Here is a 21,355-nt window from a genome sequence, read left to right as displayed (position 1 = left end):
GCGCCCACCTTAGTGGGCGCATGCCCACTGGGCAACGGATGCCAGCAGATTGACGCCTGAGAGGATCTGTGAGTGCCGACTGGGGTGCACCTTCGCGACGCGCGGCAGCAGTTGTTCGACGCCGCCGAACGCGTGCTGCTGCGGGACGGGCCAGACGCGCTGACCAGCCGGGCCGTCACCGACGAGGCAGGCTGCGCCAAGGGTGTCCTGCACCGGCACTTCAGCGACTTCGACGCCTTCCTCGCCGACCTCGTGCTCGACCGAGCCGCGCAGCTCGAGACGCAGGCGAGTACCTTGCGCGAGTCCGCCGGCACCGGCACGGTGGCCGACAACCTCACCACCGCGCTGACCACGCTGTTCGGACCGGTTCCGGTGGCGATCATCCCGCTCATCACCTTCCGGGACGAGCTGCGCGCACGGCTGCGACAAGCCAGGCCCGGAGGCGGCATCGCGATCCTCGCCCAGGCCACGAACGCGATCTCCGCCTACCTGGCCGACGAGCGTGAACTGGCCCGCATCGCGGCCGACGCCGACATCGACTCACTCACCCTCTCCCTGGTCGGTGGCGGGCATCTCCTGTTCGCAGACCGCGACCCCGGCCCGCCGACCACGGCAACCGTCAACAGGCTCGTGACAACGGTGCTCGCCGACGTCGTGCAACGGCGGCCACGCTGACGGTCGACGTCGGCCCGGTCCCCATCGAGCCTCACTCCTCCGAATGCCCCCGACAGGGCTGCAGCCCTCCCGTCCGCCAGCTTTCGGCACCGGCATCTGGTGGCCGATCAGAAATTCGGGGATGCTCGGTCCAGCGGGCCGCAACGGAGTCTGGTCTCCACCACTGGGTCCGCAGGAAAGCGAACCATGCCCGAACCTGGGATTGAGACGCGAAGTGCTTACGACGCTCATCACGAACACCTCCGCGCTTCCGGTGCACCGTCCCACAGGCAGCGTCTCCACGCTTCCCCCCTCTGGCAGGACCGCCCCTGGTGGCCGGACTGCCGCAGGTGCCCACGTTCGCATTCGCACAGGTGGTCATTGCACACCCGGCTCGGGCGCAAGGGTCTCAGGCCGATCCATGCACGCGCCGGGCGCATCTGACACCCCGTCACCAGAGTTGGCAACGGGTCAGCATCAGTACCGGCAGAACCCGCTTCCGACCGCCATCAACCGCCAAGATCGCTAACTGGCCCCACCCAGCCTGACCTGCAAAAATAGAAGCCAGGGGCTCATATGCTAGTTCCACAGGAGGTACCCATGAAGATGTTGATCAACGTCGCGGAAACCGTGGTCACCGACGCGCTCCGCGGGCTGGCGGCGGCGCATCCCGAGCTGACCGTGGATGTGGAGAACCGGGTGATCGTGCGCCGGGACGCTCCGGTGGCCGGGAAAGTGGGGCTGGTCTCGGGCGGAGGCTCGGGACACGAGCCGTTGCACGGTGGGTTCGTGGGGCCGGGGATGCTGTCCGCGGCATGCCCCGGTGAGGTGTTCACCTCGCCCGTACCGGACCAGATGGTGCGCGCGGCCGCCGCCGTGGACAGTGGCGCGGGCGTGCTGTTCATCGTGAAGAACTACACCGGCGACGTCCTCAACTTCGACATGGCGGCGGAACTCGCCGAGGACGAGGGCATCCAGATCGCCAAGGTGCTCGTGAACGACGACGTCGCCGTGACCGACAGTCTCTACACCGCGGGGAGGCGTGGCACCGGTGCCACCCTGTACGTGGAGAAGATCGCCGGGGCCGCTGCCGAGGAGGGGCAGCCGCTGGAGCGCGTCGAGGCGCTGGCCCGGCAGGTCAACGAGAACTCCCGCAGCTTCGGTGTCGCGCTCAGCGCCTGTACGACCCCCGCCAAGGGCAGCCCCACCTTCGACCTCCCTGCCGGGGAACTGGAGTTGGGCATCGGCATCCACGGCGAACCCGGGCGCGAGCGGCGCGCGATGATGACCTCGCGGGAGATCGCCGACTTCGCGGTGAACGCCATCCTGGAGGACATGAACCCGCGCAACCCGGTCCTGCTCCTCGTCAACGGCATGGGCGCCACCCCGCTGCTGGAGCTGTACGGCTTCAACGCCGAGGTGCAGCGCGCGCTCACCGAGCGCGGTGTGGCCGTGGCGCGCACCCTCGTCGGCAACTACGTCACCTCGCTCGACATGGCGGGCGCGTCGGTGACCCTTTGCCAGATCGACGAGGAACTGCTGCGGTTGTACGACGCGCCGGTGAAGACGCCGGGTCTGCGGTGGGGCGTCTGAGCGGCGCACCCCGCGCACTCGTCGACGGCAACCTCCGACTCCCCTTCAACGCGTCAACTTCCTTACCATGCAAGGAGATCACGTGCTCGACGCCGACTTCTTCCGCCGTTGGATGACGGCCACCGCGGCGGCCGTGGACCGCGAGGCCGAGCGGCTCACCGCCCTGGACTCACCGATCGGGGACGCCGACCACGGCAGCAATCTGCAGCGCGGTTTCACCGCCGTGGTGGCCGCGCTCGCGAAGGAGTCCCCCGAGACACCGGGCGCGATCCTGGTGCTCTCCGGGCGGCAGCTGATCTCGACGGTGGGCGGCGCCTCAGGGCCGCTGTACGGCACGTTGTTGCGCCGTACAGGCAAGGCACTCGGGGACGCGGACGAGGTCACCGAGGAGCAGCTCACGGACGCGCTGCGCACGGGGGTCGACGCGGTGATGACGCTCGGCGGTGCCGCTCCCGGCGACAAGACCATGATCGACGCGCTGGTGCCGGCCGTCGACGCGCTCGGCGACTCGTTCGCCGCGGCGCGGGCGGCCGCCGAGCAGGGCGCCCTGGCAACGACACCGCTGCAGGCCCGCAAGGGCCGGGCCAGCTACCTGGGCGAGCGGAGCATCGGGCACCAGGATCCCGGCGCCACGTCCAGTGCGCTGCTGATCGCGGCACTCGACGAGGCCGCCGCGGCCTCCGATGCATCGGAGGCCGCCGATGAGTGACGTCACGGACACCACGGACAGCGCGGACACACTGGTCGGCATCGTGCTCGTCTCGCACAGCGCCGCTGTCGCGTCCTCGGTCGCCGAGCTGGCGAAGGGCCTCGCGGGTGGCGGCCCCACCGCCCCGGTCGCCCCGGCGGGCGGCACCCCGGACGGCGGACTGGGCACCAGCAGCGAGCTGGTGTCGGCCGCGGCAGCCGCGGTGGACCGCGGTGCCGGCGTCGCGATCCTGGCCGACCTCGGCAGCGCCGTCCTCACCGTGAGGGCCCTCCTCGCCGAGGGCGACGAGCTGCCCGCGGACACCCGTCTGATCGACGCCCCCTTCGTCGAGGGCGGTGTCGCCGCGGTCGTCACGGCCTCGGCTGGCGCGGATCTCGCGGCGGTGGAGGCGGCGGCCACAGAGGCGTACTCGTACCGGAAGGAGTGATCAGAGCCCGTCCGTAGGCCGGATCCGGCTCTGGGCCCGATCCGGCGTCCGGCCGGCCCCTCACCTCCACGAGCTTCCGCGCCAACGCCTCTCCTTGGGCAACCGCCTCCTGGTGGTCCTCGATGGGTGTCACGCGGGTGTTCTTGAAGACGACGTACGTGACCCCGGAGGCGACACCGCCGGTCCGTGGGTCGGTGCGGATACCGAGGCTCTTGGCTGTGGCGTACGAGGCCTCGCCGATGATCTGGCGGGGGCCGATGTCCCCCACGACGGCGTACTGGACGCGGTCGCGGTAGATGACGGCGGCGACGGACCCGCCCCGGACCCCGTGGGCACGGTGGTCCCAGATGTCGCTCGGGGCGGGTAAGACGATGAAGGGGAGCGTCTCGGCGTTCAGATAGCGCCCGTCCGACTGCTTGTAGGCGGTGGCGGGCCAGAACCAGGGGTCCGTGGCGCGGTTGCAGCGCGGGCCCGGCCGACCGTCGCAGTCGATGTCCATGTCGGCCTTCCAGAACACCGCGTCCTCCGTACCGCAGACGGGGATGTCGGCGGGGGCGCCGCGGTCACTGCGGTAGCGGCCCTTCGAGACGGGCTCGCACTCGTCCAGCTCGGCCAGCAGGGCGGCGGCGCTGACACCCTCGAACCGGACGGGCTCCCGAGGGTGTGCGGCGGCGGGCACCGTCGTGAAGGCGAGCAGGGTGGCGCCGACCGTGGCCGGCACCGACAACTGGGCACGCACGATGAGGGACCCTCTCGTCGGCGGACATGGACGATCACCCGCCCACGGTGCTGGAGAGCCATGGTGCGGGGCCAGTGCGACACGCCCGGCTGGAGCACGGGGTCACTGAGGTGCACGCGTGCGGCCGAGCGCCCGGGTCCGTTGCGGCCCGGGCGGCTCGGCCACTCTCGTCGGCGCGGGATCAGCGACGACAGCGGGCCGCGCCGAGCAGCGTGAAGCACCCTCGGACAAGGGCGAGTTCACGCCGCGTCAGAGCCCCAGCATACGTAGCCGCGTACCGATCCGACGGAATGGCCGGGCGTGTGAGGAATCGCCCTCGGCGCGTGAGCGGCACCTCGGCGCCGCGACTCACCCGCCCCTTGACGAGGACATGCAGACGGCGCCTTATAGGTACAGACCAATCCCGTGCCGGGGAGGGCAGTGCCGTGCGTCGTGTTCCTGTACTGGTGATCTGTGGCTCGTTGTTCCTGGCCGTGGCCTGCGGGCAGGACGGGCCTGAGCGCCGCGCGCCCGGGGCGCCCGTCGGGGTCACCGTCGCGGCGGGCAGCGCCACCAGCGTGCACGTGATGTGGAACCGGGCGTCCGGGAAGCCGGAGGTCGCCGGGTACGAGGTGTATCGCGGCACCACGAAGGTCAAGGACGTGCCCGGTAGCGAGCACATGGTGGACGTCACCGGGCTGGCACCATCCACCACGTACGCGTTCACGATCCGGGCGCGGAGCGCCGGAGGGGACCTGGGACCGCCCAGTCGGCGGGTGCGGGCCACGACGCCCGACGCGGTGGCAGCCGACGGCAGAGCGCCGAGCCGGCCGGAGCGTCCGAAGGGCGCGGTGGCCGGCAGCCGGGCGGTCCAGCTGTCCTGGGGGAGGTCGGCGGACGACCGGGGTGTGGTCTCGTACGACATTCTGCAGGGTGACTCGAAGGTCCACAGTGTGGGCGGCGGGCAGACCGCGGCGGTGGTGACAGGGTTGCGGCCCGGCACCCGCTACTCCTTCACCGTGCGGGCACGGGACGCGGCGGACAACGTCTCACCCACCAGTGAGGCCGTGCGGGTCACCACCTCGCCGGGAACCGACGACGGCCGGGGCACCGCGCCCACCCGGTTCCGCGCGACGACGAGGCGGGCCGACGGGGCGTACTACATCGACCTGGCCTGGGTCCCACCCCGCGCCGACGGAGCGATCACGGAGTACGAGGTCCACCTCGACGGGCGTGTCGCCACCTCGCTCGTCTGGGGTGGCACGGCGCCCCAGGACCGGGCCGAGTACGGCTTCTACGCGGGGCGCGAGGGCGGCGTGACGCACCGGGTGCGGATCAGGGCGAAGCTGCCGGACGGGACGTGGGGCGGGTTCTCGGCGGAGCGCACCGTGACGACGGGGCGATGAGCGGTTGGGGCGTACGCGTCGGTGAGGTCCCCCGGACGAAGGAATCCGTCACCTGGCCGGGGGCGGTCCGCATGCGGCCAAGGCCGGGGGGACGTTGGCTCGCTCTGAGGCAGCACGGGGTTTCCCGATCCTCGGCGGCGCAACGGGCGTACCGCCAACCGTGCCGCTGGAGGGCAGTCCTTATGCGTACCACTCAGCCACTCGTCCGCTTCTGCCTGACCGCGACCGCCGCCGCGCTGCCGCTCGCCCTGGCCGTTCCGGCAAAGGCCGCGCCGGGGATCTCGGTGAGCACCTCCGGGTCCACCGTCACGGTCACCACCAGCGCGTGCCCCACCATGGACGCCAACAGCTCGTTCGGCCGGGCCTCCCTGCTGTCCAGCGGGCAGGCGAGCTTCGCCCAAGGACGCCAGGCGACGCTGTCGGGGTCGAGTACCACCCAGTCCGCCGCCTGGGCGAACGTCAGCCCCGGCACCTACACCGTGATCGTGATGTGCAACAACGGGAGCACGGCCGGCACGCAGTCCATCATCGTCTCCGGCGCTCCCACACCCAGCCGTACGCCCACGCCCACACCCACGCGCTCCATCTCCGCGACGGCCTCGCCCTCCCGTGGTGTCATGGGTGGTTTCGGCGGGACGGCCAAGGAGTACGGCACCCTCACGGTGGTGGGCGGTGGCGTCCTGGTGGCCGCGGGCCTGGGGACGACGGTCTGGTACCTGCGCCGCCGTGCCAAGCCGCACCGCCTGTGACACCTCGCGAAGGCCCTAGGGGGAGCCCTCGGGCGCGGGCAGGCGCTCGAACTCCTCCAGGGCGTGGGTCAGCCAGCGCGTCCAGAACGTCTCCAGGTCGATGCCCGCCCTCAGGATCAGATGCTGCAGGCGGTCCTGGGGCGTGTCCCTGCCCGGCCCGAAGTCGCGCTGCTGGATCTCCTCGTACTCCGCCAGCTGCCGCTGGTGAAGGGTGAGATGACGGCGAAGGTCGGCCTCGATGCCCGTTGTGCCGACCATGGCCGAGGCGCGCAGCCGCAGCAGCAGGGTGTCCCGCGGCGGCTTGGGGTCCTGCGCGGCCGCGGTCCAGCGGGCCAGCTCCGCACGGCCCGCGGGGAGCACCTCGTAGCTCTTCTTCTGCCCGCGGGTCGGCTGCTCGGTCGGCAGGGCCCGGATGTAGCCCTCGCTCTCCAGTTTTCCCAGCTCGCGATAGATCTGCTGGTGCGTCGCCGACCAGAAGTAACCGATCGACCTGTCGAACCGGCGGGTCAACTCGAGCCCCGACGACGGCTTCTCGAGCAGAGCGGTGAGGATCGCGTGCGGGAGTGACATGGACTCATCCTAGGTACGCGCCGACGGCCCTCTCAGCGCTCCGCCTAGAGCGCCGCCGCCAGTTCGGTGCCCTGCTTGATGGCGCGTTTGGCGTCCAGTTCGGCGGCCACGTCGGCGCCGCCGATGAGGTGCGTGCTACGGCCCGCGGCGACCAGCGCCTCGTACAGGTCGCGGCGCGGCTCCTGTCCGGTGCAGAGCACGACCGTGTCGACCTCCAGTACCTGGCGGACGCCGTCGACGGTGATGTGCAGTCCGGTGTCGTCGATCAGGTCGTACTGGACGCCGGGCACCATGGTGACCCCGCGGTGCTTGAGCTCGGTGCGGTGGATCCAGCCCGTGGTCTTGCCGAGGCCGGCGCCGACCTTGGAGGTCTTGCGCTGCAGGAGGTGGACGGAGCGCGGCGGGGCGGGCCGCTCGGGCGCGGCGAGGCCGCCGGGTGCGCGGTAGTCCATGTCGACGCCCCACTGCCGGAAGTACGCCGCCGGGTCCTCGCTCGCCTTGTCGCCGCCGTCGGTGAGGTACTCGGCGACGTCGAAGCCGATGCCGCCCGCCCCGAGGATCGCGACCCGCTCGCCGACGGGGGCGCCGTCGCGCAGGACGTCGAGGTAGCCGAGGACCTTGGGGTGGTCGGCGCCGGGGATGTCGGGCGTACGCGGGGTGACACCGGTGGCGACGACGACCTCGTCGTACGAGCTGAGGTCGTCCGCGGTGACGTAGGCGCCCAACCGCACGTCCACACCGCGCAGTTCGAGCTGGGCGCGGAAATAGCGCAGCGTCTCGTCGAACTCCTGCTTGCCGGGGACCTTGCGGGCGACGTTCAGCTGGCCGCCGATCTCCTGCGCGCCGTCGAGGAGCGTGACGTCGTGGCCGCGTTCGGCGGCGGAGACCGCGCAGGCGAGTCCGGCCGGGCCGGCGCCCACGACGGCGACGCGCAAGCGCCGCCGGGTCGGGGAGAGGACGAGTTCCGTCTCGTGGCAGGCGCGCGGGTTGACCAGGCAGGACGTGATCTGCCCGCTGAAGGTGTGGTCGAGGCATGCCTGGTTGCAGCCGATGCAGGTGTTGATGGTGTCGGGGCGGCCGTCGCGCGCCTTGGCGACGAAGTCGGGGTCGGCGAGCATGGGCCGGGCCAGCGACACCATGTCGGCGTGTCCCTCGGCGAGCAACTCCTCCGCGAGTTCGGGGGTGTTGATGCGGTTGGTCGTGACGAGCGGGACCGAGACGGCGCCCATGACCTTCTTCGTCACCCAGGTGTAGGCGCCGCGCGGCACCGAGGTGGCGATGGTGGGGATGCGGGCCTCGTGCCAGCCGATGCCCGTGTTGATGATCGTCGCTCCGGCGTCCTCCACCGACCTGGCAAGAGTGATCACCTCGTCGAGCGTGGAGCCGCCGGGCACCAGGTCGAGCATCGACAGGCGGTAGATCACGATGAAGTCCTCGCCGACCGCCTCGCGCACCCGGCGCACGATCTCCACGGGGAAGCGCGTGCGGTTCTCGTACGAGCCTCCCCAGCGGTCCTCGCGCTGGTTGGTCTGCCGGGCGATGAACTCGTTGATCAGATAGCCCTCGGAGCCCATGATCTCGACGCCGTCGTAGCCTGCCCGGCGCGCGAGCCGGGCCGTCCGCGCGTAGTCGTCGATGGTCTGCTCGACCTCGGCGTCGGTGAGGGCGTGCGGTACGAAGGGGCTGATCGGCGCCTGAAGGGCGCTGGGCGCGACGAGGTCGCGGTGGTAGGCGTACCGCCCGAAGTGCAGGATCTGCAGTGCGATCCGGCCATCCTCGCGGTGCACGGCGTCGGTGATCTGCCGGTGCTGCTCGGCCTCGACGTCCGTGGTGAGCTTGGCGCCGCCCTCGTAGGGCCGACCCGCCTCGTTGGGCGCGATACCGCCGGTGACGATGAGGCCCACTCCCCCGCGCGCCCGGGCCGCGTAGAACTCCGCCATGCGCTCGAAGCCGCGCTCGGCCTCCTCCAGGCCGACGTGCATGGAGCCCATGAGCACGCGGTTGGGGAGCGTGGTGAATCCCAGGTCCAAGGGCTGAAGCAGGTGTGGGTAGCGGCTCATGTGGCCCTCCGTGCGTGGCGTCGTCCGGACCGTTGTAGACGACGCCGCACTCTTTTTGCAACTAGTTGCACAACGGATGAGGGCAAGCCCACACAGGGCGGATCACGTGCTGCTAGCCCAGCGCCTCGGGCCTGGTGCCGATCACGACGTGGGCGTCGCATTCCTCCGACACCGCGAGACGTGTGTTCAGCCCGCTGTGCGTGAAGGTCTCCACGGCGAGCGGGGCCTGCCGTGCGCTCGTCTCGATGAGCAGGTGGCCGCGGGGCGCCAGCCACCGGGGTGCCTCGACGGCCACCCGGCGCAGGACGTCGAGCCCGTCCGCGCCCCCGTCGAGAGCGACCCACGGTTCGTGGTCGCGGGCCTCGGCCGGCAGGAGGGGGACCTCGTCGGTGGGGACGTACGGGACGTTCGCCGCGAGGAGGTCGACACGACCGAGCAGCGTGTCGGGCAGGGCGGCGAACAGATCGCCCTCGTGGACGTGACCGCCGAAGGGCGCGACGTTGCGGCGGGCGCAGCGCACCGCGGCCGGCTCGATGTCGGCGGCGTGCAGTGCGGCGCCGTCGAGGGACGCGGCCAGCGCCGCCCCGACGGCACCCGAGCCGCAGCACAGGTCCACGACGACGGACGCGTCGCCCGCCGCGGCCAGCGCCTGTTCCACGAGGAACTCGGTACGGCGGCGGGGTACGAACACGCCGGGTTCGACCTTGATGCGCAGCCCCCAGAACTCCGCCCAGCCGAGGACGAGTTCCAGGGGCAGGCCCGCTACGCGCCGGTTCAGCATGACCGTGACCTCGTCGGGGGTACGGGCGGTGGAGAGGATCAACTCCGCCTCGTCCTCGGCGAAGACGCAGCCCGCGGAACGAAGTGCGGTGACGACAGCGGGTGTCGAGAGGAATCTCATGGGTTGCCGAGAGCCTTTCGGTGGGCCGAAGGGCGCTCTCAACGGTGGCCGCTCTCAGCGCACCGAGCCGTTCGGGAGTGAGAGCACCCGACCTGACACAGCGGTGATGGGTCCCACCTCCTCCGATGACGCGACGACTGGCCGCGTAACACTACCCCACAGCCACCCAGCGCATGCCTATCGTTTTCAGCCCCGCCATGGCTGACGGGCCCGCGCCCCTACGGCTCATGTTCCGACCTCGATCACGATCTTGCCCCGGGCGTGGCCCTCCTCGACCGCGCGCAGTGCTTCGGCGGCCCGGTCGAGGGGAAGGGTCCGCGTCACGTACGGCCGCAAGCTGCCGTCGACGACGAGCTTGGCCACCTCGTCCAGCACGGCGGCGGTGCGAGCCCGGGCGACGGGCGCGCCCCCGAGCCGTCCCACGATGTCCTTGCCACCCGCGGTGATCAGCTTCGTCCGGTCGCCCAGCAACTCGGCCGCCGACTCCAGGACTTCACCGCCCACCAGGTCGTAGACCGCGTCCACGCCGTCCGGCGCGGCGGCCCGTACGCCCGTCACGAAGTCGGGACCGGACGGCACGTGCACGGCGCCCAGCGACTCGACGAACGCCTTCTTGCCGGCGCTCGCCACGCCGATGACCTTCACTCCGAAGGCGCGGGCGATCTGCACGGCGGCCACTCCGACACCGCCGCCCGCGCCGGTGACGACGAGGGTGGCGCCGACGGGCAGGTCCAGCTGACGGACGCCGTCGTAGGCGGTGGCGGCCGCGACGGGCAGGGCGGCGGCGTCCGTGAAGGAGATCTCCGGCGGCTTGCGGGCGGTCACGGCGACGGGCAGCAGCGCGTACTCGGCGTATCCGCCGGAGACCGGGTTGCCGAACACCTCGTCGCCGACGGCGAATCCGGTCACGTCCGGGCCGACCTCCTCGACGACCCCGGCGGCCTCGTTGCCGAACACGGCGGGCAGTTCGCGGGCACTCTGGCCGGGGCGGGCGTAACCGGTGCGCTGCTTCCAGTCGACGGGGTTGACGCCGGCCGCGCGCACCGCGACGAGCACTTCGCCGGGGCCGGGGCTCGGCTTCTCCTGCTCGACGAGGGCCTCGGCCTCCGGGCCGCCGAACCGCGTGAAGACGTACGCCTTGGGCATGGGTTCCACACTCTCCTTCACTGTCACCGGGCGACCGGTCGCACCGGGGCCACCGTAGTCGGCACCTTGCGGCAAGGAAGATCGCACGTCGGCTATTCCCCGCAGGCCGGAGCGTTCACGCTGCCGCAATGACTCAGTCGGCCGCCGAGGGGACGCGTGAGCCTGCTCCAGGTGCGCGTTTCGGGGTGACCCGGCTGGGAACTCCGGCGGCAGCGGAGAACCGCGGGACCCGCCGCTCTCCGACGGCAGCGCTCGGGAAGGAGGCGGAGATGCGAACCCGGGTGCGCGGCTGGCGCTGGCGCCCCAATCCGCTGCGCCGCCGCTCCGACGTGGTCGAGGCGTGGACGGCGCTCGTCGTCACGGTCCTGCTCGTCGTCGGCGCGCCCCTGGCAGGGGTGATCGCGGGTTCCTGGGCGCACACGACCGCGCGGGCCGAGGCCGCGGATCAGCGGGCGGGGCTGCACCGGGTGAGTGCCGTGCTGGTGGCCGACGCCCCGGCCGCGGTCCCCACCGCGCACGGCGGCCGGCAGCCCACCTACGCCGTGAAGGCGCGCTGGACCGACCTCCATGAGGGCACCCGGACCGGGACGGCCCGGGTACGGGCGGGCACCCGGAGCGGGGAACGCGCCCAGGTGTGGCTGGACGCCCGGGGCCGCAGCGTCGACCCACCGCCGACGAGCGACGCGATCTGGCAGCACGCGCTGGCGTTCGGGGCGTGCGCGACGGGTGGCGCCGTCGCCGTCGTCCTCGCCGGCAACCTGGTCGTGCGCCGGACCGCCCTCCGCCACCGGCTGGCCGAGTGGGAACGCGAGTGGGCGCGGACCGGGCCCGAGTGGGGGCGTCGCCGGGCCTGAGGAAAACCGGGCGAGCCCGGTTCCGCGATCTTCACTTCTTCCCAACCCACCCTGCATAGAAGCCGGTTGCTGGTGATCACGACTCTCCGTACGCTGTGGGTCACGCTGACGCCACCGAGGACGCCATCCGTCCTTTTTCGGAGCGGCCACCGGTGACGCGTCTTCGGGTGCCCCGATGTCCCGTATCTGAAGAGGTGCGTTTTCCATTCAGCGAGGCTGTTGATACTTCAATGGCCGCACTGCCATACTCCGGTTTCCCCCTCCCCCCACAATCCGCACGAATACGTGGCTTCGAAGGTTGTCGGCGCTCCCACGCGGGCCTTTTCCCGACTCGGTGGAGTCACGTGCGTGACATAAGGCAGCGAAGAAGGTGCTTGTGTCCCAACACCACCCACCCCATGGTGGTTATGCCCCACCTCCCCCCACCGGGTTTGAACCCAGCGGTCAGCCGCCGATATATCACGATCCCGAATTCCCCGCACTGCGCCGCGCATATCGCTCGTTCGGCGCGGTATCGGTTCTGCTGTCCGTTGGCGGATTTCTTTCGTACGTTCTGCTGTCGAGTTTCGCTCCGGCCCTGATGAACCTGGAGTTGTTCGGTCGCCTCACCCTCGGGCTGACGCTCGGACTTGTCCAGTTCGTTGTCATGGGTCTCGCGGCGTGGCGCTACGTACGGCACATGCGTGAGCGGGTCGACCCCATCGTCCTCCGGCTGCGCGCCCAGCAGCGCGAGCGCGAGCAGCAGCAGGCCCGTGTCCCGTCCGGAAGGCGGTTCGGCGCGTGGTGATCCATTCGGCGGCCATAGCCGACGAGTTCAGTCTGCGGCTGACGTTCGTCCTGTTCGTGTCGGTCGTCGTGGTCACCCTGTTCACGGCGTTGCTGACGGCTCCTCAGCGCGACGAGATCAGCGAGTTCTACCTCGGGAACCGTGACATGACGCCGCTGCGGAACGGGCTCGCGATGTGCGGCGCCTATCTGTCGGCCGCGACGCTGCTCGGCAGTACGGGGCGGGTCGCGCTGAACGGGTACGACGGCCTGATGTACCTGGGCGGCACGGTCGTCGCCTGGATGATGGTGCTGCTCGTCATCGCCGAACCCCTGCGCAACTCGGGCAAGTACACCCTGGGCGACACCCTGGCACTGCGGCTGCCGCACGGACAGCGGCAGGTCCGGCTGGCGCTCTCCCTGTGCACACTGGCCGTGTGCCTGCTCTACCTGGTTGCCCAACTCGTGGGCAGTATCGCCCTGTTGACGCAGTTCATCGGCGATCCCAGCGGAGCGACCCGGACGATGTGCGTGGTGGTCATCGGCTCCATGGTCGTGGTGTACGCGGCGATCGGCGGTATGCCGGGCGCCACGTTCCTCCAGGTCGTCAAGGCCGTGATGCTGGTCGCCGGGGTGGCGGTCACCGCCGTCATGGTGCTGCACCACTTCAGCTGGAACATCGACGACCTCCTGTCGTCCGCCGCCGACAACAGCGCTCTGGGTGGTCGCTTCCTCGAGCCCGGGCTGCAGTACGGCGGGACCACCACCAACAAGCTGGACTTCTTCAGTCTGCAGCTGGCCATCGTGCTCGGGCTCGCCGCGTTGCCGCACGTCATGATGCGGCTGCTCGCCCCGCGCACGACCCGCGTCGCACGCGGCTCGGTGGTGTGGGCCATGGGCCTCGTCGGTTTCGTCTGCCTGATGGCGGGCGTGCTGGGCCTGGGCGCCACCGCGATCGTGGGCCGGGAGAGCATCGCGGAGGTCGACCCCAGGGGCGACGCGACCGTCCTGCTGCTCTCGCACAAGCTCGGCGGCGCCGTGCTCGAAGCGCTCCTGTCGAGCCTCGCCTTCATCACGCTCCTCGCCGTGGCGGCCGGTCTCACGCTGGCCGCGGCCGCCTCGCTCGCCCACGACCTCTACGGCGAGGTGATCCGCAAGGGGAAGGCGAAGCAGACGGAGGAGCTGGGTGTCGCCCGGCTCGCCGCGGTCGTCATCGGCGTCATGGGCATGATGCTGGCCCTGCTGTCGTGGGGGTCGAGCACGGCCACCCTGGCGTTCCTCGCCTTCGCCATCGCCGCCTCGGCCATCCTGCCGACGATCGTCTACAGCCTCTTCTGGCGCGGCTTCACCGCCCGCGGCGCACTGCTCAGCCTGTACGGCGGGCTGCTCTGCTCGGTGCTCCTGGTGGTGTTCTCCCCGATCATCTCCTCTCAGCCCAGCTCGGTCTATCCGGACGCGGACTTCGCCTGGTTCCCGCTGCAGAACCCCGGCATCGTGTCCATCCCCGCGGGCTTCCTGCTGGGCTGGCTCGGCTCCCTGGCCGGCGGGCGCACGGAGCCCACGACGCCCGACGACACGTTCGAGGAGTTCGAGGTCCGCGCCCTGGTCGGAACCGACCAGAGGTGACCGGACAGCGATGACCGGACGTAGGTGACAGCCCGAGGTCAGGGGTGACCGGAACGGATCGCCCGGCCCTGGCGGCGCGCGGTGATCACACCGTACGGTGTGATCACCCGCACCCCTGACCTCGAAGGTGGTCATACATGGCCCTGTTCGACCTGCCCCTGGACGAGCTTCGTGGTTATCGAAGCGCTTCACCGGAGCCGGATGACTTCGACACGTTCTGGGTGAAAACGCTCCAGGAGGCGCGCGCACACGACCTCGGCGCACGCTTCGAACCGGTCGAGACCCATCTGAAGACGGTCAGGGTGTACGACGTCACGTTCGCCGGGTTCGGCGGGCACCCGGTGAAGGGCTGGCTGGTCCTGCCGGCGTGGGCGGACACACCGCGTCCGGCGATCGTCGAGTTCATCGGGTACGGCGGCGGCCGGGGCCTTCCCCACACGCACCTGCTGTGGGCGTCGGCGGGCTACGCGCACTTCGTGATGGACACCCGGGGCCAGGGCAGCGGATGGGGCGGGGGCGGCGACACGCCCGATCCGGTGGGCGGGGCTCCCGCGTTCCCCGGTTTCATGACGCGGGGCGTCGAGGCCCCCGAGAACTACTACTACCGGCGCGTGTACACGGACGCCGTACGGGCCGTGGAGGCCGCCCGGTCCCACCCGCTGGTCGACGCGGCGAAGACGGCGGTCTCGGGCGGCAGCCAGGGCGGCGGCATCTCGATCGCCGTCGGCGGCCTGGTGCCCGACCTGGTCGCGGTCGCCCCGGACGTACCGTTCCTGTGCGACTTCCCGCGCTCGACGACGCTGACGGACCGCGACCCGTACCGGGAGATCGGCAACTACCTCAAGACCCACCGCGGCCGCACCGAGCAGGTCCAGCGCACGCTCTCCTACTTCGACGGCGTCCACTTCGCCGCGCGGGGCCGGGCGCCCGCCCTCTTCTCGGCGGCCCTGGAGGACCAGACGTGCCCGCCGTCGACGGTCTTCGCGGCCTTCAACGCCTGGGCGCACGGCGACAAGCACATCGAGGTGTACGACTTCAACGACCATGAGGGCGGCGGCCCTTACCAGGAATCGGCCAAGCTGAAGTGGCTGGCCTCGCGTCTCTGAAGGGCACGGGCATCCCATGGAGACGGCCGAGGCCGCACGGCGCTTCGTCCGGGTCTGGGAGCGGGCCTGGGCGGCCCACGCCGTCGACGCGCTCCTGGAGTTGTACGCGGAGGACTGCGTCCACCGGTCGATGCCGTTCCGCGCGCCCCACCGGGGGCGCGCGGAGATCGCCGAGTACCTCCGCCGGTCGTTCGCGGGCGAGCGGGTGACCGACGTGCGTTTCGGCCCGCCCATGACAGGCGGGGGCGGACTCACCGTCGCCGAGTTCCGGGTGATGGCCGAGGACACCGGGGAGGGCGACCGGCCGTCGACACTCGCCGGTTGTGTCTTCGTACGGTTCGACGCGGAAGGTCTGGCCGTGGAGACCCGTGACTACTGGCACACGGAATCGGGCCATCAGGAGCCCACGGGACGGCTGTTCATCACGTGAGCGACCCCACGACTTCCCCTCGGTCCGACCAGTCGGTATGTTCGGGGAGCCCGGACCTCGCCTCCGGGCTTCCCGCGGAACGGACGACGGAGGGACCTATGTCCCAGGTTCACGGCCACTGCGACCCACGGTTCGAGGCGGTGCGCACCGCGTTCGAGGAGAACTTCCGGGCTCGTGGTGAGGTGGGTGCGGCGGTGTCCGTGACGCTGGACGGCGTCACGGTGGTCGACCTGTGGGGCGGCTGGGCCGACGAGGCACGCACCCGGCCGTGGGAGCGGGAGACGCTTGTCAACGTGTGGTCGACGTCAAAGGGACCGACCGCGCTGTGCGCGCACATCCTGGCCGACCGCGGGCTGATCGATCTCGACGCGCCGGTGGCCGCGTACTGGCCCGAGTTCGCCGCGGCGGGCAAGGAGCGCGTGCTCGTACGGCATCTGCTCTCGCACCGCGCGGGTCTGTCCGGGCTGCGTGAGCCGCACTCGTTCGAGCAGCTCTGCGACTGGGAGCTCACCGTGCGGCGTCTCGCGGCTCAGGAGCCGTGGTGGGAGCCGGGCACGCGGTCCGGGTACCACGCCATCACGTTCGGTTTCCTGGTGGGTGAGGTGGTCCGGCGGGTCACGGGGCTGCTGCCGGGCGCGTTCCTGGAGCGGGAGGTGACCGGGCCGCTCGGCATCGACTTCACGATCGGGCTGCCGGAGAAGGAGTCCGGTCGCGCGGCGGAGCTGGTGCATCCGCCGGTCGCCGACGCCAGTGAACAGGCCGCGGTCTTCGCGCAGTTGTCGCCCGCCGCGATCGCCACCCTCGCCAACCCGGTGGTGGGCGCCGCCGAGGCCAACTCCCCGCAGTGGCGGGCCGCGGAGGTGCCGGCCGCCAACGGGCACGGCACGGCCCGTGCGGTCGCCGCGCTGTACGGGATCCTCGCCCGGCGCGGCTCGTGGGGCGGGCACAGTGTGCTGTCGCCGGAGGCCGCCGAGCGGGTGCGCGAGGGACAGGGCAGCTGCCGGGACCTGGTGCTCGGCGCCGGGCTCGGGCACGAGACGGAGGCCGGGCTCGGCCTGTGGCTCAGCGGTCCGGGCGGATCGTACGGGCCCAATCCGAGGGCCTTCGGGCACGACGGGTACGGAGGCTCGTGCGGCCTCGCCGATCCCGAGGCGGGTGTCTCGCTCGGTTATGTCATGAACCGCATGGGCCCGCACATCGCCGATGATCCACGCAAGATGGCGCTGGTGGAGGCGCTGTACAGCGTGCTGTGAGGCGTTGCCGCCCTCTGGAACGGCGGTTCTGAACCGCCCTGGGTCAGCCGTCCCCGCGCGTCGCCACGACCATCCGGCAGCGCGGGCTTCCGTCACGCCGCCGCCCGAACTCGGGCAGCGCGTACAACTCCACGTCGAACCCGGCGCGTTCCAGCTCGCGGCGCACGTCTCCGAGCCGGAAAGGCCGGTAGTACATGACGAACGGCGGACGCCACACAGCGTTACGCACCCGCATCGCCCCGTCGAAGCCCAGCAGGGCCCAGTACCAGGGGGAGCTCGGCGGCGCGGGCGCTGGCAGCGGGAACGCGAAGCGTCCGCCGGGCCGCAGTACGGAGTGGACCTGCCCGAACAGCTCCGGGAACTCGCGCGGCAGGAAGTGCCCGAACGCCCCGAAGCTCACGACCAGGTCGAAGACGGACCCGAAGGGCAGGGCCAGGGCGTCACCACGCACCCAGTCGACACGGGGCCCGGATTGCGCGGATTCCCCGGATTCCCCGGACGGTGGTTCCTGCTCCCTCCCCACCGCCAGCATCCCCGCGCTGATGTCGACCCCGGTCACGCTCTCCCGGCACACCGCGCTCAGGACGCCCATGCCCGCGCCGGTGCCGCAGCACAGGTCGAGCCCGTGGTCGAACGGCCCCATGGCGGACAGCGCCCGTTCCACCGCGTCCAGGACGGAGTCAGGCGTACGGAACGGGGTGTGGTCGAACTTGGGCGCGAGCAGGTCGTATCCACGCTCGACGGAGGAGAGCGCCTGAACAGCCAGTTCGCGAAGGCTGGGACCTTGCGGAGTGAACATCGCCTTCAGCTTAGACGCAGAGCGGCCTTCGATCTTCGCCCTCGGCCGCTACTGAACCACCAGCGTGATCGCCCCGGAGTAACCACGGCCGGCCCGGTGAGGTACGAGGTGCCGGTGACCGTCCACGACGAGCCGCTGTCCAGTCGCACGATCACTCCGTTGTTGACGGCCGCCTGAGCGGAGTTGGTGACCTCGCCGAGTTCCTGGAACTTCGACGCGTCGATGGTGCTGACTCGGTGCCTCGTCCGGGACGCCGAGACGGGGCCGCGGATCGTGGTGTCCTCGAAGGTGAGGACCATGTTCTTGCCGCCTCGCATGCCGTGAGCCGCGGCTCGCCCTATTCCGGCACCTGTGCCACTGATGAAAGCGCTTTTCCCGGCCAGTCGACCCATGTGTGCCATGCCCCTTGTTCCGTGCCGCCGGAGTGCGGTGCTGGAAGCGTAGGGACGGCCTTTGGGCAGAACAAGAAAACAGACGGCCGATGCCCATCGGGGGTTCGTATGGCTGGTATGCGCGAGTCGCCGGAACGCCGCGCGTGGGGTCGGTCAGATGCGCACCGGAAGCGCCCGCACGCTGTTGCCGACGAAGCTGGAGTGACGGGCGAGATCCGTCTCGGGCACGGCCAGGTCGAGGCCGGGGAAGCGGGTGAACAGCCGCTCCAGCGCGATGGTGGCCTCCAGCCGGGCCAGCGGTGCGCCGAGGCAGTAGTGGGCGCCGTGCCCGAGCGAGAGGTGCCGTACGGCTCCGGGCCGCCCGGGCCGGGTGACGTCGAACAGGTCGGCGTCCGGGCCGTGCACGGCGGGATCGCGGCCCGCCGCCGAGTAACCCGCCAGCACGGGCGTCCCCTTGGGGATGACCGTGCCGTCGACCGTCAGGTCCCGCACGGGATAGCGGAACGGGAAGTAGCTGACGGGCGCGTCCCAGCGGAGGGTCTCCTCGACGGCGTCCGCCCAGCTCACCTTCCCGTCCCGGACGAGATCGAGTTGGTCCCGGTGTCCGCACAGGGCCCGTACGGCGTTGGTGATGAGGTTCAGCGTGGTCTCGTGCCCGGCGATGATCATCAGCACGAGGGTGCCGATGAGTTCCTCCTGGCTCAGCCGGTCGCCGCCCTCGTCGCGGGCGGCGATGAGCGCGCTGGTCAGGTCGTCGCCGGGGTGTTCGGCCCGTGCGGCGGCGATCGATGCGAGCAGGGACACCAGGTCCCGGTTGGCGGCGACGGCCTGTTCCGGGGGGATGTCGGTGGCCACGACCTGGTTCGACAAGTGGTGCAGCGCGTCCCGGTGTTCGGCCTCGACGCCGAGCAACTCCCCGATGACGCCCATCGGGAGCGGCAGCGCGAAGTGCCGGCGCAGATCGGCGATCCCACCGCCGGCGGCGGCCGCGTCCGCGAGGTCGTCGAGCAGGGCGGCGGTCAGCTCCTCGATACGGGGCCGCAGTCGCTCCACCCGACGGGCGGTGAACGCCGTGCTCACGAGCGATCGCAGCCGCCGGTGGTCCACACCGTCGGCGGTCGTCATCCCGCGTACGGCCGCGAACGTCCGCAGCGGCCATCCGGCACCGATCCGGCCCTCCCGCAGTGCGGTGAAGTGCCGGGCGTCCTTGGCGACGTCGGGGTGCGCGAGGAAGTCCTTGAGCGCCTCGTGTCCGAGTACGGCCATGCCCGCCACCTCGTCCGGGAGCACGACGGACGTGACGGAGCCCCGCGTGAGGAGTCGCGCGTTCGCGGCGTGCGGGCAACCGCCGGACGGGTCCATGCGGTACGGCTCGGAGGACGGGGTGCCCAAGGTCGATCTCCCTACCCGTGGTGGCGAGTTGGCGCGTACGACGGGACCCATGCTCACCCTGCCGTGCGCGCCGCCTCAAGGGGTCACTCGGCCAACCACGGCCGCGCACGCCTCACGGGTTCGCCGGAGACGCCGACGGTGAGGGGGTCGCGCCGTTCTGCGGGCCGTACGCCGTCAGGAAGCGGTTGCGGAAGCGGTCCATCCGCCAGACCGGGGCGTCGTCCGTGAGCTTCAGCCCGTCCGTCCAGCCCCAGTCGGAGATCCGGTCGAGGACCTTCGGGTCGTGGGCGACGATGCTGACGGGTACGTCGTGGCTGGCGCCGTTGCCGCTGACGCGGGCCATGGGCTGGTGGTCGCCGAGGAAGACGAGCACGGTGTCCTTGCTGCCGTACTTCTCCACGAACTCCGTGAGGCTCCGTACCGAGTACTGGATGGACTTGCCGTACTCCTGCTTGACCTTGGTGCCGTCGGAGAAGACGTCCGCCGGGTCCTTGCCCGCCTTCTGGATGGCCTTGTAGACCGAACCGTCGCCGACCTGGTCCCAGCCGATCATCTTGGGCAGGGGCGCCCACGGCTGGTGACTGGACGTCAGGATGATCTGCGACATCAGCGGCTTGTCGTGCTTCTTGCCGTGCTCCAGACGCTGGAACGCGGTCAGGGCGTACTGGTCGGGCATGGTCGACCAGCTGAACTTCGGGCCGTGGTAGCCGAGGTCACGGGAGTCGTAGACCTGGTCGAGGCCGTAGAACCTGCCCTCGGGCCAGTTGTACTGGACGCCCGGCACGATGCCGACCGTTCGCCAGGCGCCCGTGCGGTGGAAGGCGCCCGGGAGGGTGAGGCGCTCGCCTGCCGTGACAGTGCGGTAGCGGTTCTGGTTGTCGATCCACAGGCCGCTCAGGAAGGTGGAGTGGCCGAGCCAGCTGCTGCCGCCGTACGTCGCGGAGGTGAGCCAGCCGCTCTTCGCGGAGAACCCGGCCTTGTGCAGGTCGTCGGTGGCGGCGTCGAGGGTCGCGTCCACGCCGGGCGCGATGGCCGGGTCCTGGATGGCGGAGCGGCCGTAGCTCTCGACGAAGGCGAAGATGACGTCCTTGCCGCGCAGGCCGGTCAGCAGCTGGTCGGGCGGTACGTTGGCGAAGGCGTCCTTCTTGGCCTCCTTGGCGAAGGCGGCCTCGTCCTTGATGGTCGCCTTCACCCGCGCGGCGCGGTCCTGGAGCAGACCGATCGTGTTGTTGGTGGCGACCGGTGTGGTGCCGAGAAGTTGCAGACCGAGGGCCGAGCAGGTGATCCAGACGGTTCCGGCGACGATCGTGGCCCGGCTCGCCGTGTGCCGGTCGCGGTGCATGAGGTTGACGAGTCTGAGGACCGACAACGTCATCACGACGAGCAGGGCCAGGACCAGGGCCACGACCCCGATCACGGCACCCAGCGCGCCCGCGCCACCCATCGTGTCCTCGAGATACGACTCGGCGTCGTCGAGCAGCCCCCAGTCGAGCACCAGGTTGAACCCTCGGCCGAGGAACATGTTGAAGCCGATGTCCAGCAGCTTGACGATCACCAGCAACGCGAGTCCCACCCCGGTGAGCACCGTCAGGACGAGTCTCGGGCGCCTCGGCAGCACCAGCAGGAGGGCCGAGAGGAGGATCGGCTCCACCGGTATCCGCAGGAAGCTCCTCACCTGGAAGTACTCGGCGTTCGCCGGCAACATCAATGCCAGGAACACGAGCGCTGCGGCCGACACGGTGAGCGTCCACCAGACGACACGTGCCAGGACGGGGTACTTCGCGCGCCAGCCGCGAGGGGGGCGG

General features: G+C 70.9%; 21 protein-coding genes. 12 read left to right on the top strand and 9 right to left on the bottom strand.

Annotated features, from left to right (window positions below; translation table 11 throughout):
* The first annotated feature begins 72 nt into the window (after positions 1 to 72).
* The 4 genes from FNH08_RS18810 to FNH08_RS18795 all read left to right on the top strand — a co-directional run bounded on the left by FNH08_RS18810 (position 73) and on the right by FNH08_RS18795 (position 3,383).
* Positions 73 to 675 (top strand): TetR/AcrR family transcriptional regulator, encoded by a 603-nt coding sequence (locus FNH08_RS18810; protein ID WP_322724807.1) that lies wholly within the window; start codon positions 73 to 75, stop codon positions 673 to 675.
* A 579-nt stretch (positions 676 to 1,254) separates the two neighbouring features.
* The gene (dhaK, locus tag FNH08_RS18805) at positions 1,255 to 2,247 is read left to right on the top strand and encodes a dihydroxyacetone kinase subunit DhaK (RefSeq protein ID WP_152772651.1); all 993 of its coding nucleotides are present in this window, start codon (positions 1,255 to 1,257) and stop codon (positions 2,245 to 2,247) included.
* Between the two features lie 82 nt (positions 2,248 to 2,329).
* Entirely contained in the window at positions 2,330 to 2,956 is a 627-nt protein-coding gene (gene dhaL / locus FNH08_RS18800) for a dihydroxyacetone kinase subunit DhaL (RefSeq protein ID WP_322724806.1), read from the top strand.
* Positions 2,949 to 3,383, top strand: a complete 435-nt coding sequence (locus FNH08_RS18795; protein WP_152772649.1) for a PTS-dependent dihydroxyacetone kinase phosphotransferase subunit DhaM — start codon at positions 2,949 to 2,951, stop codon at positions 3,381 to 3,383. The genes dhaL and FNH08_RS18795 overlap by 8 nt, the downstream gene beginning before the upstream one ends.
* Here FNH08_RS18795 and FNH08_RS18790 read toward each other — a convergent pair.
* Complete coding sequence (locus FNH08_RS18790) at positions 3,307 to 4,122, bottom strand: glycoside hydrolase family 75 protein (RefSeq protein ID WP_322724805.1); 816 nt, start codon at positions 4,120 to 4,122, stop codon at positions 3,307 to 3,309. The genes FNH08_RS18795 and FNH08_RS18790 overlap by 77 nt on opposite strands.
* A gap of 425 nt (positions 4,123 to 4,547) precedes the next feature.
* Between FNH08_RS18790 and FNH08_RS18785 the strand changes: the two genes are divergently transcribed.
* Both FNH08_RS18785 and FNH08_RS18780 read left to right on the top strand, forming a co-directional pair.
* A complete protein-coding gene (locus FNH08_RS18785; protein ID WP_322724804.1) occupies positions 4,548 to 5,507 on the top strand; it encodes a fibronectin type III domain-containing protein in 960 nt (319 codons plus the stop codon).
* Positions 5,508 to 5,689: 182 nt separating this feature from the next.
* Entirely contained in the window at positions 5,690 to 6,256 is a 567-nt protein-coding gene (locus tag FNH08_RS18780; RefSeq protein WP_152772647.1) for a hypothetical protein, read from the top strand.
* 15 nt (positions 6,257 to 6,271) lie between these two features.
* On the opposite strand, the gene FNH08_RS18775 is transcribed toward FNH08_RS18780, so the two are convergent.
* From FNH08_RS18775 to FNH08_RS18760, 4 genes are all read right to left on the bottom strand, one after another.
* Positions 6,272 to 6,826: a PadR family transcriptional regulator gene (locus tag FNH08_RS18775; RefSeq protein WP_152772646.1), complete on the bottom strand. Its 555-nt coding sequence runs from the start codon at positions 6,824 to 6,826 to the stop codon at positions 6,272 to 6,274.
* Between the two features lie 44 nt (positions 6,827 to 6,870).
* Positions 6,871 to 8,886 (bottom strand): NADPH-dependent 2,4-dienoyl-CoA reductase, encoded by a 2,016-nt coding sequence (locus FNH08_RS18770; protein WP_152772645.1) that lies wholly within the window; start codon positions 8,884 to 8,886, stop codon positions 6,871 to 6,873.
* Between the two features lie 112 nt (positions 8,887 to 8,998).
* Positions 8,999 to 9,787, bottom strand: a complete 789-nt coding sequence (locus FNH08_RS18765) for a putative protein N(5)-glutamine methyltransferase (protein WP_152772644.1) — start codon at positions 9,785 to 9,787, stop codon at positions 8,999 to 9,001.
* Positions 9,788 to 10,012: 225 nt separating this feature from the next.
* On the bottom strand, positions 10,013 to 10,933 hold the full coding sequence (locus FNH08_RS18760; protein WP_152772643.1) for an NADP-dependent oxidoreductase: 921 nt from the start codon (positions 10,931 to 10,933) through the stop codon (positions 10,013 to 10,015).
* Between the two features lie 269 nt (positions 10,934 to 11,202).
* Between FNH08_RS18760 and FNH08_RS18755 the strand changes: the two genes are divergently transcribed.
* The 6 genes from FNH08_RS18755 (at position 11,203) to FNH08_RS18730 (ending at position 16,967) form a co-directional block, all read left to right on the top strand.
* Positions 11,203 to 11,787, top strand: coding sequence for an Rv1733c family protein (locus tag FNH08_RS18755; protein WP_152772642.1), 585 nt, complete (start codon positions 11,203 to 11,205; stop codon positions 11,785 to 11,787).
* Between the two features lie 370 nt (positions 11,788 to 12,157).
* On the top strand, positions 12,158 to 12,574 hold the full coding sequence (locus tag FNH08_RS18750; RefSeq protein WP_322724803.1) for a DUF485 domain-containing protein: 417 nt from the start codon (positions 12,158 to 12,160) through the stop codon (positions 12,572 to 12,574).
* On the top strand, positions 12,568 to 14,178 hold the full coding sequence (locus tag FNH08_RS18745; protein WP_322724801.1) for a sodium/solute symporter: 1,611 nt from the start codon (positions 12,568 to 12,570) through the stop codon (positions 14,176 to 14,178). Before FNH08_RS18750 ends, FNH08_RS18745 begins: the two co-directional genes overlap by 7 nt.
* 137 nt (positions 14,179 to 14,315) lie before the next feature.
* Positions 14,316 to 15,284, top strand: a complete 969-nt coding sequence (locus FNH08_RS18740) for an acetylxylan esterase (RefSeq protein ID WP_152772641.1) — start codon at positions 14,316 to 14,318, stop codon at positions 15,282 to 15,284.
* Between the two features lie 16 nt (positions 15,285 to 15,300).
* Positions 15,301 to 15,714: a nuclear transport factor 2 family protein gene (locus FNH08_RS18735; RefSeq protein WP_152772640.1), complete on the top strand. Its 414-nt coding sequence runs from the start codon at positions 15,301 to 15,303 to the stop codon at positions 15,712 to 15,714.
* Between the two features lie 98 nt (positions 15,715 to 15,812).
* Positions 15,813 to 16,967 carry a serine hydrolase domain-containing protein gene (locus tag FNH08_RS18730; RefSeq protein WP_152772639.1) on the top strand — a complete coding sequence of 385 codons (1,155 nt, stop codon included), beginning with the start codon at positions 15,813 to 15,815 and terminating at the stop codon, positions 16,965 to 16,967.
* Between the two features lie 43 nt (positions 16,968 to 17,010).
* Here FNH08_RS18730 and FNH08_RS18725 read toward each other — a convergent pair whose 3' ends face one another.
* The 4 genes from FNH08_RS18725 to FNH08_RS18710 form a co-directional block, all read right to left on the bottom strand.
* A complete protein-coding gene (locus FNH08_RS18725; protein WP_152772638.1) occupies positions 17,011 to 17,766 on the bottom strand; it encodes a class I SAM-dependent methyltransferase in 756 nt (251 codons plus the stop codon).
* A gap of 5 nt (positions 17,767 to 17,771) precedes the next feature.
* Positions 17,772 to 18,083, bottom strand: coding sequence for a hypothetical protein (locus FNH08_RS18720; protein WP_194238528.1), 312 nt, complete (start codon positions 18,081 to 18,083; stop codon positions 17,772 to 17,774).
* A 228-nt stretch (positions 18,084 to 18,311) separates the two neighbouring features.
* On the bottom strand, positions 18,312 to 19,520 hold the full coding sequence (locus FNH08_RS18715) for a cytochrome P450 family protein (RefSeq protein WP_194238529.1): 1,209 nt from the start codon (positions 19,518 to 19,520) through the stop codon (positions 18,312 to 18,314).
* Between the two features lie 142 nt (positions 19,521 to 19,662).
* On the bottom strand, positions 19,663 to 21,355 hold a 1,693-nt coding region (locus FNH08_RS18710), incomplete at its 5' end, for an alkaline phosphatase family protein (RefSeq protein WP_152772636.1).

It is taken from the genome of Streptomyces spongiae, assembly GCF_009377185.1.
GTDB lineage: Bacteria > Actinomycetota > Actinomycetes > Streptomycetales > Streptomycetaceae > Streptomyces > Streptomyces spongiae.
The sequence above is the reverse complement of the archived record's forward strand: the minus strand, read 5'-3'. Positions and strand labels throughout refer to the sequence as shown.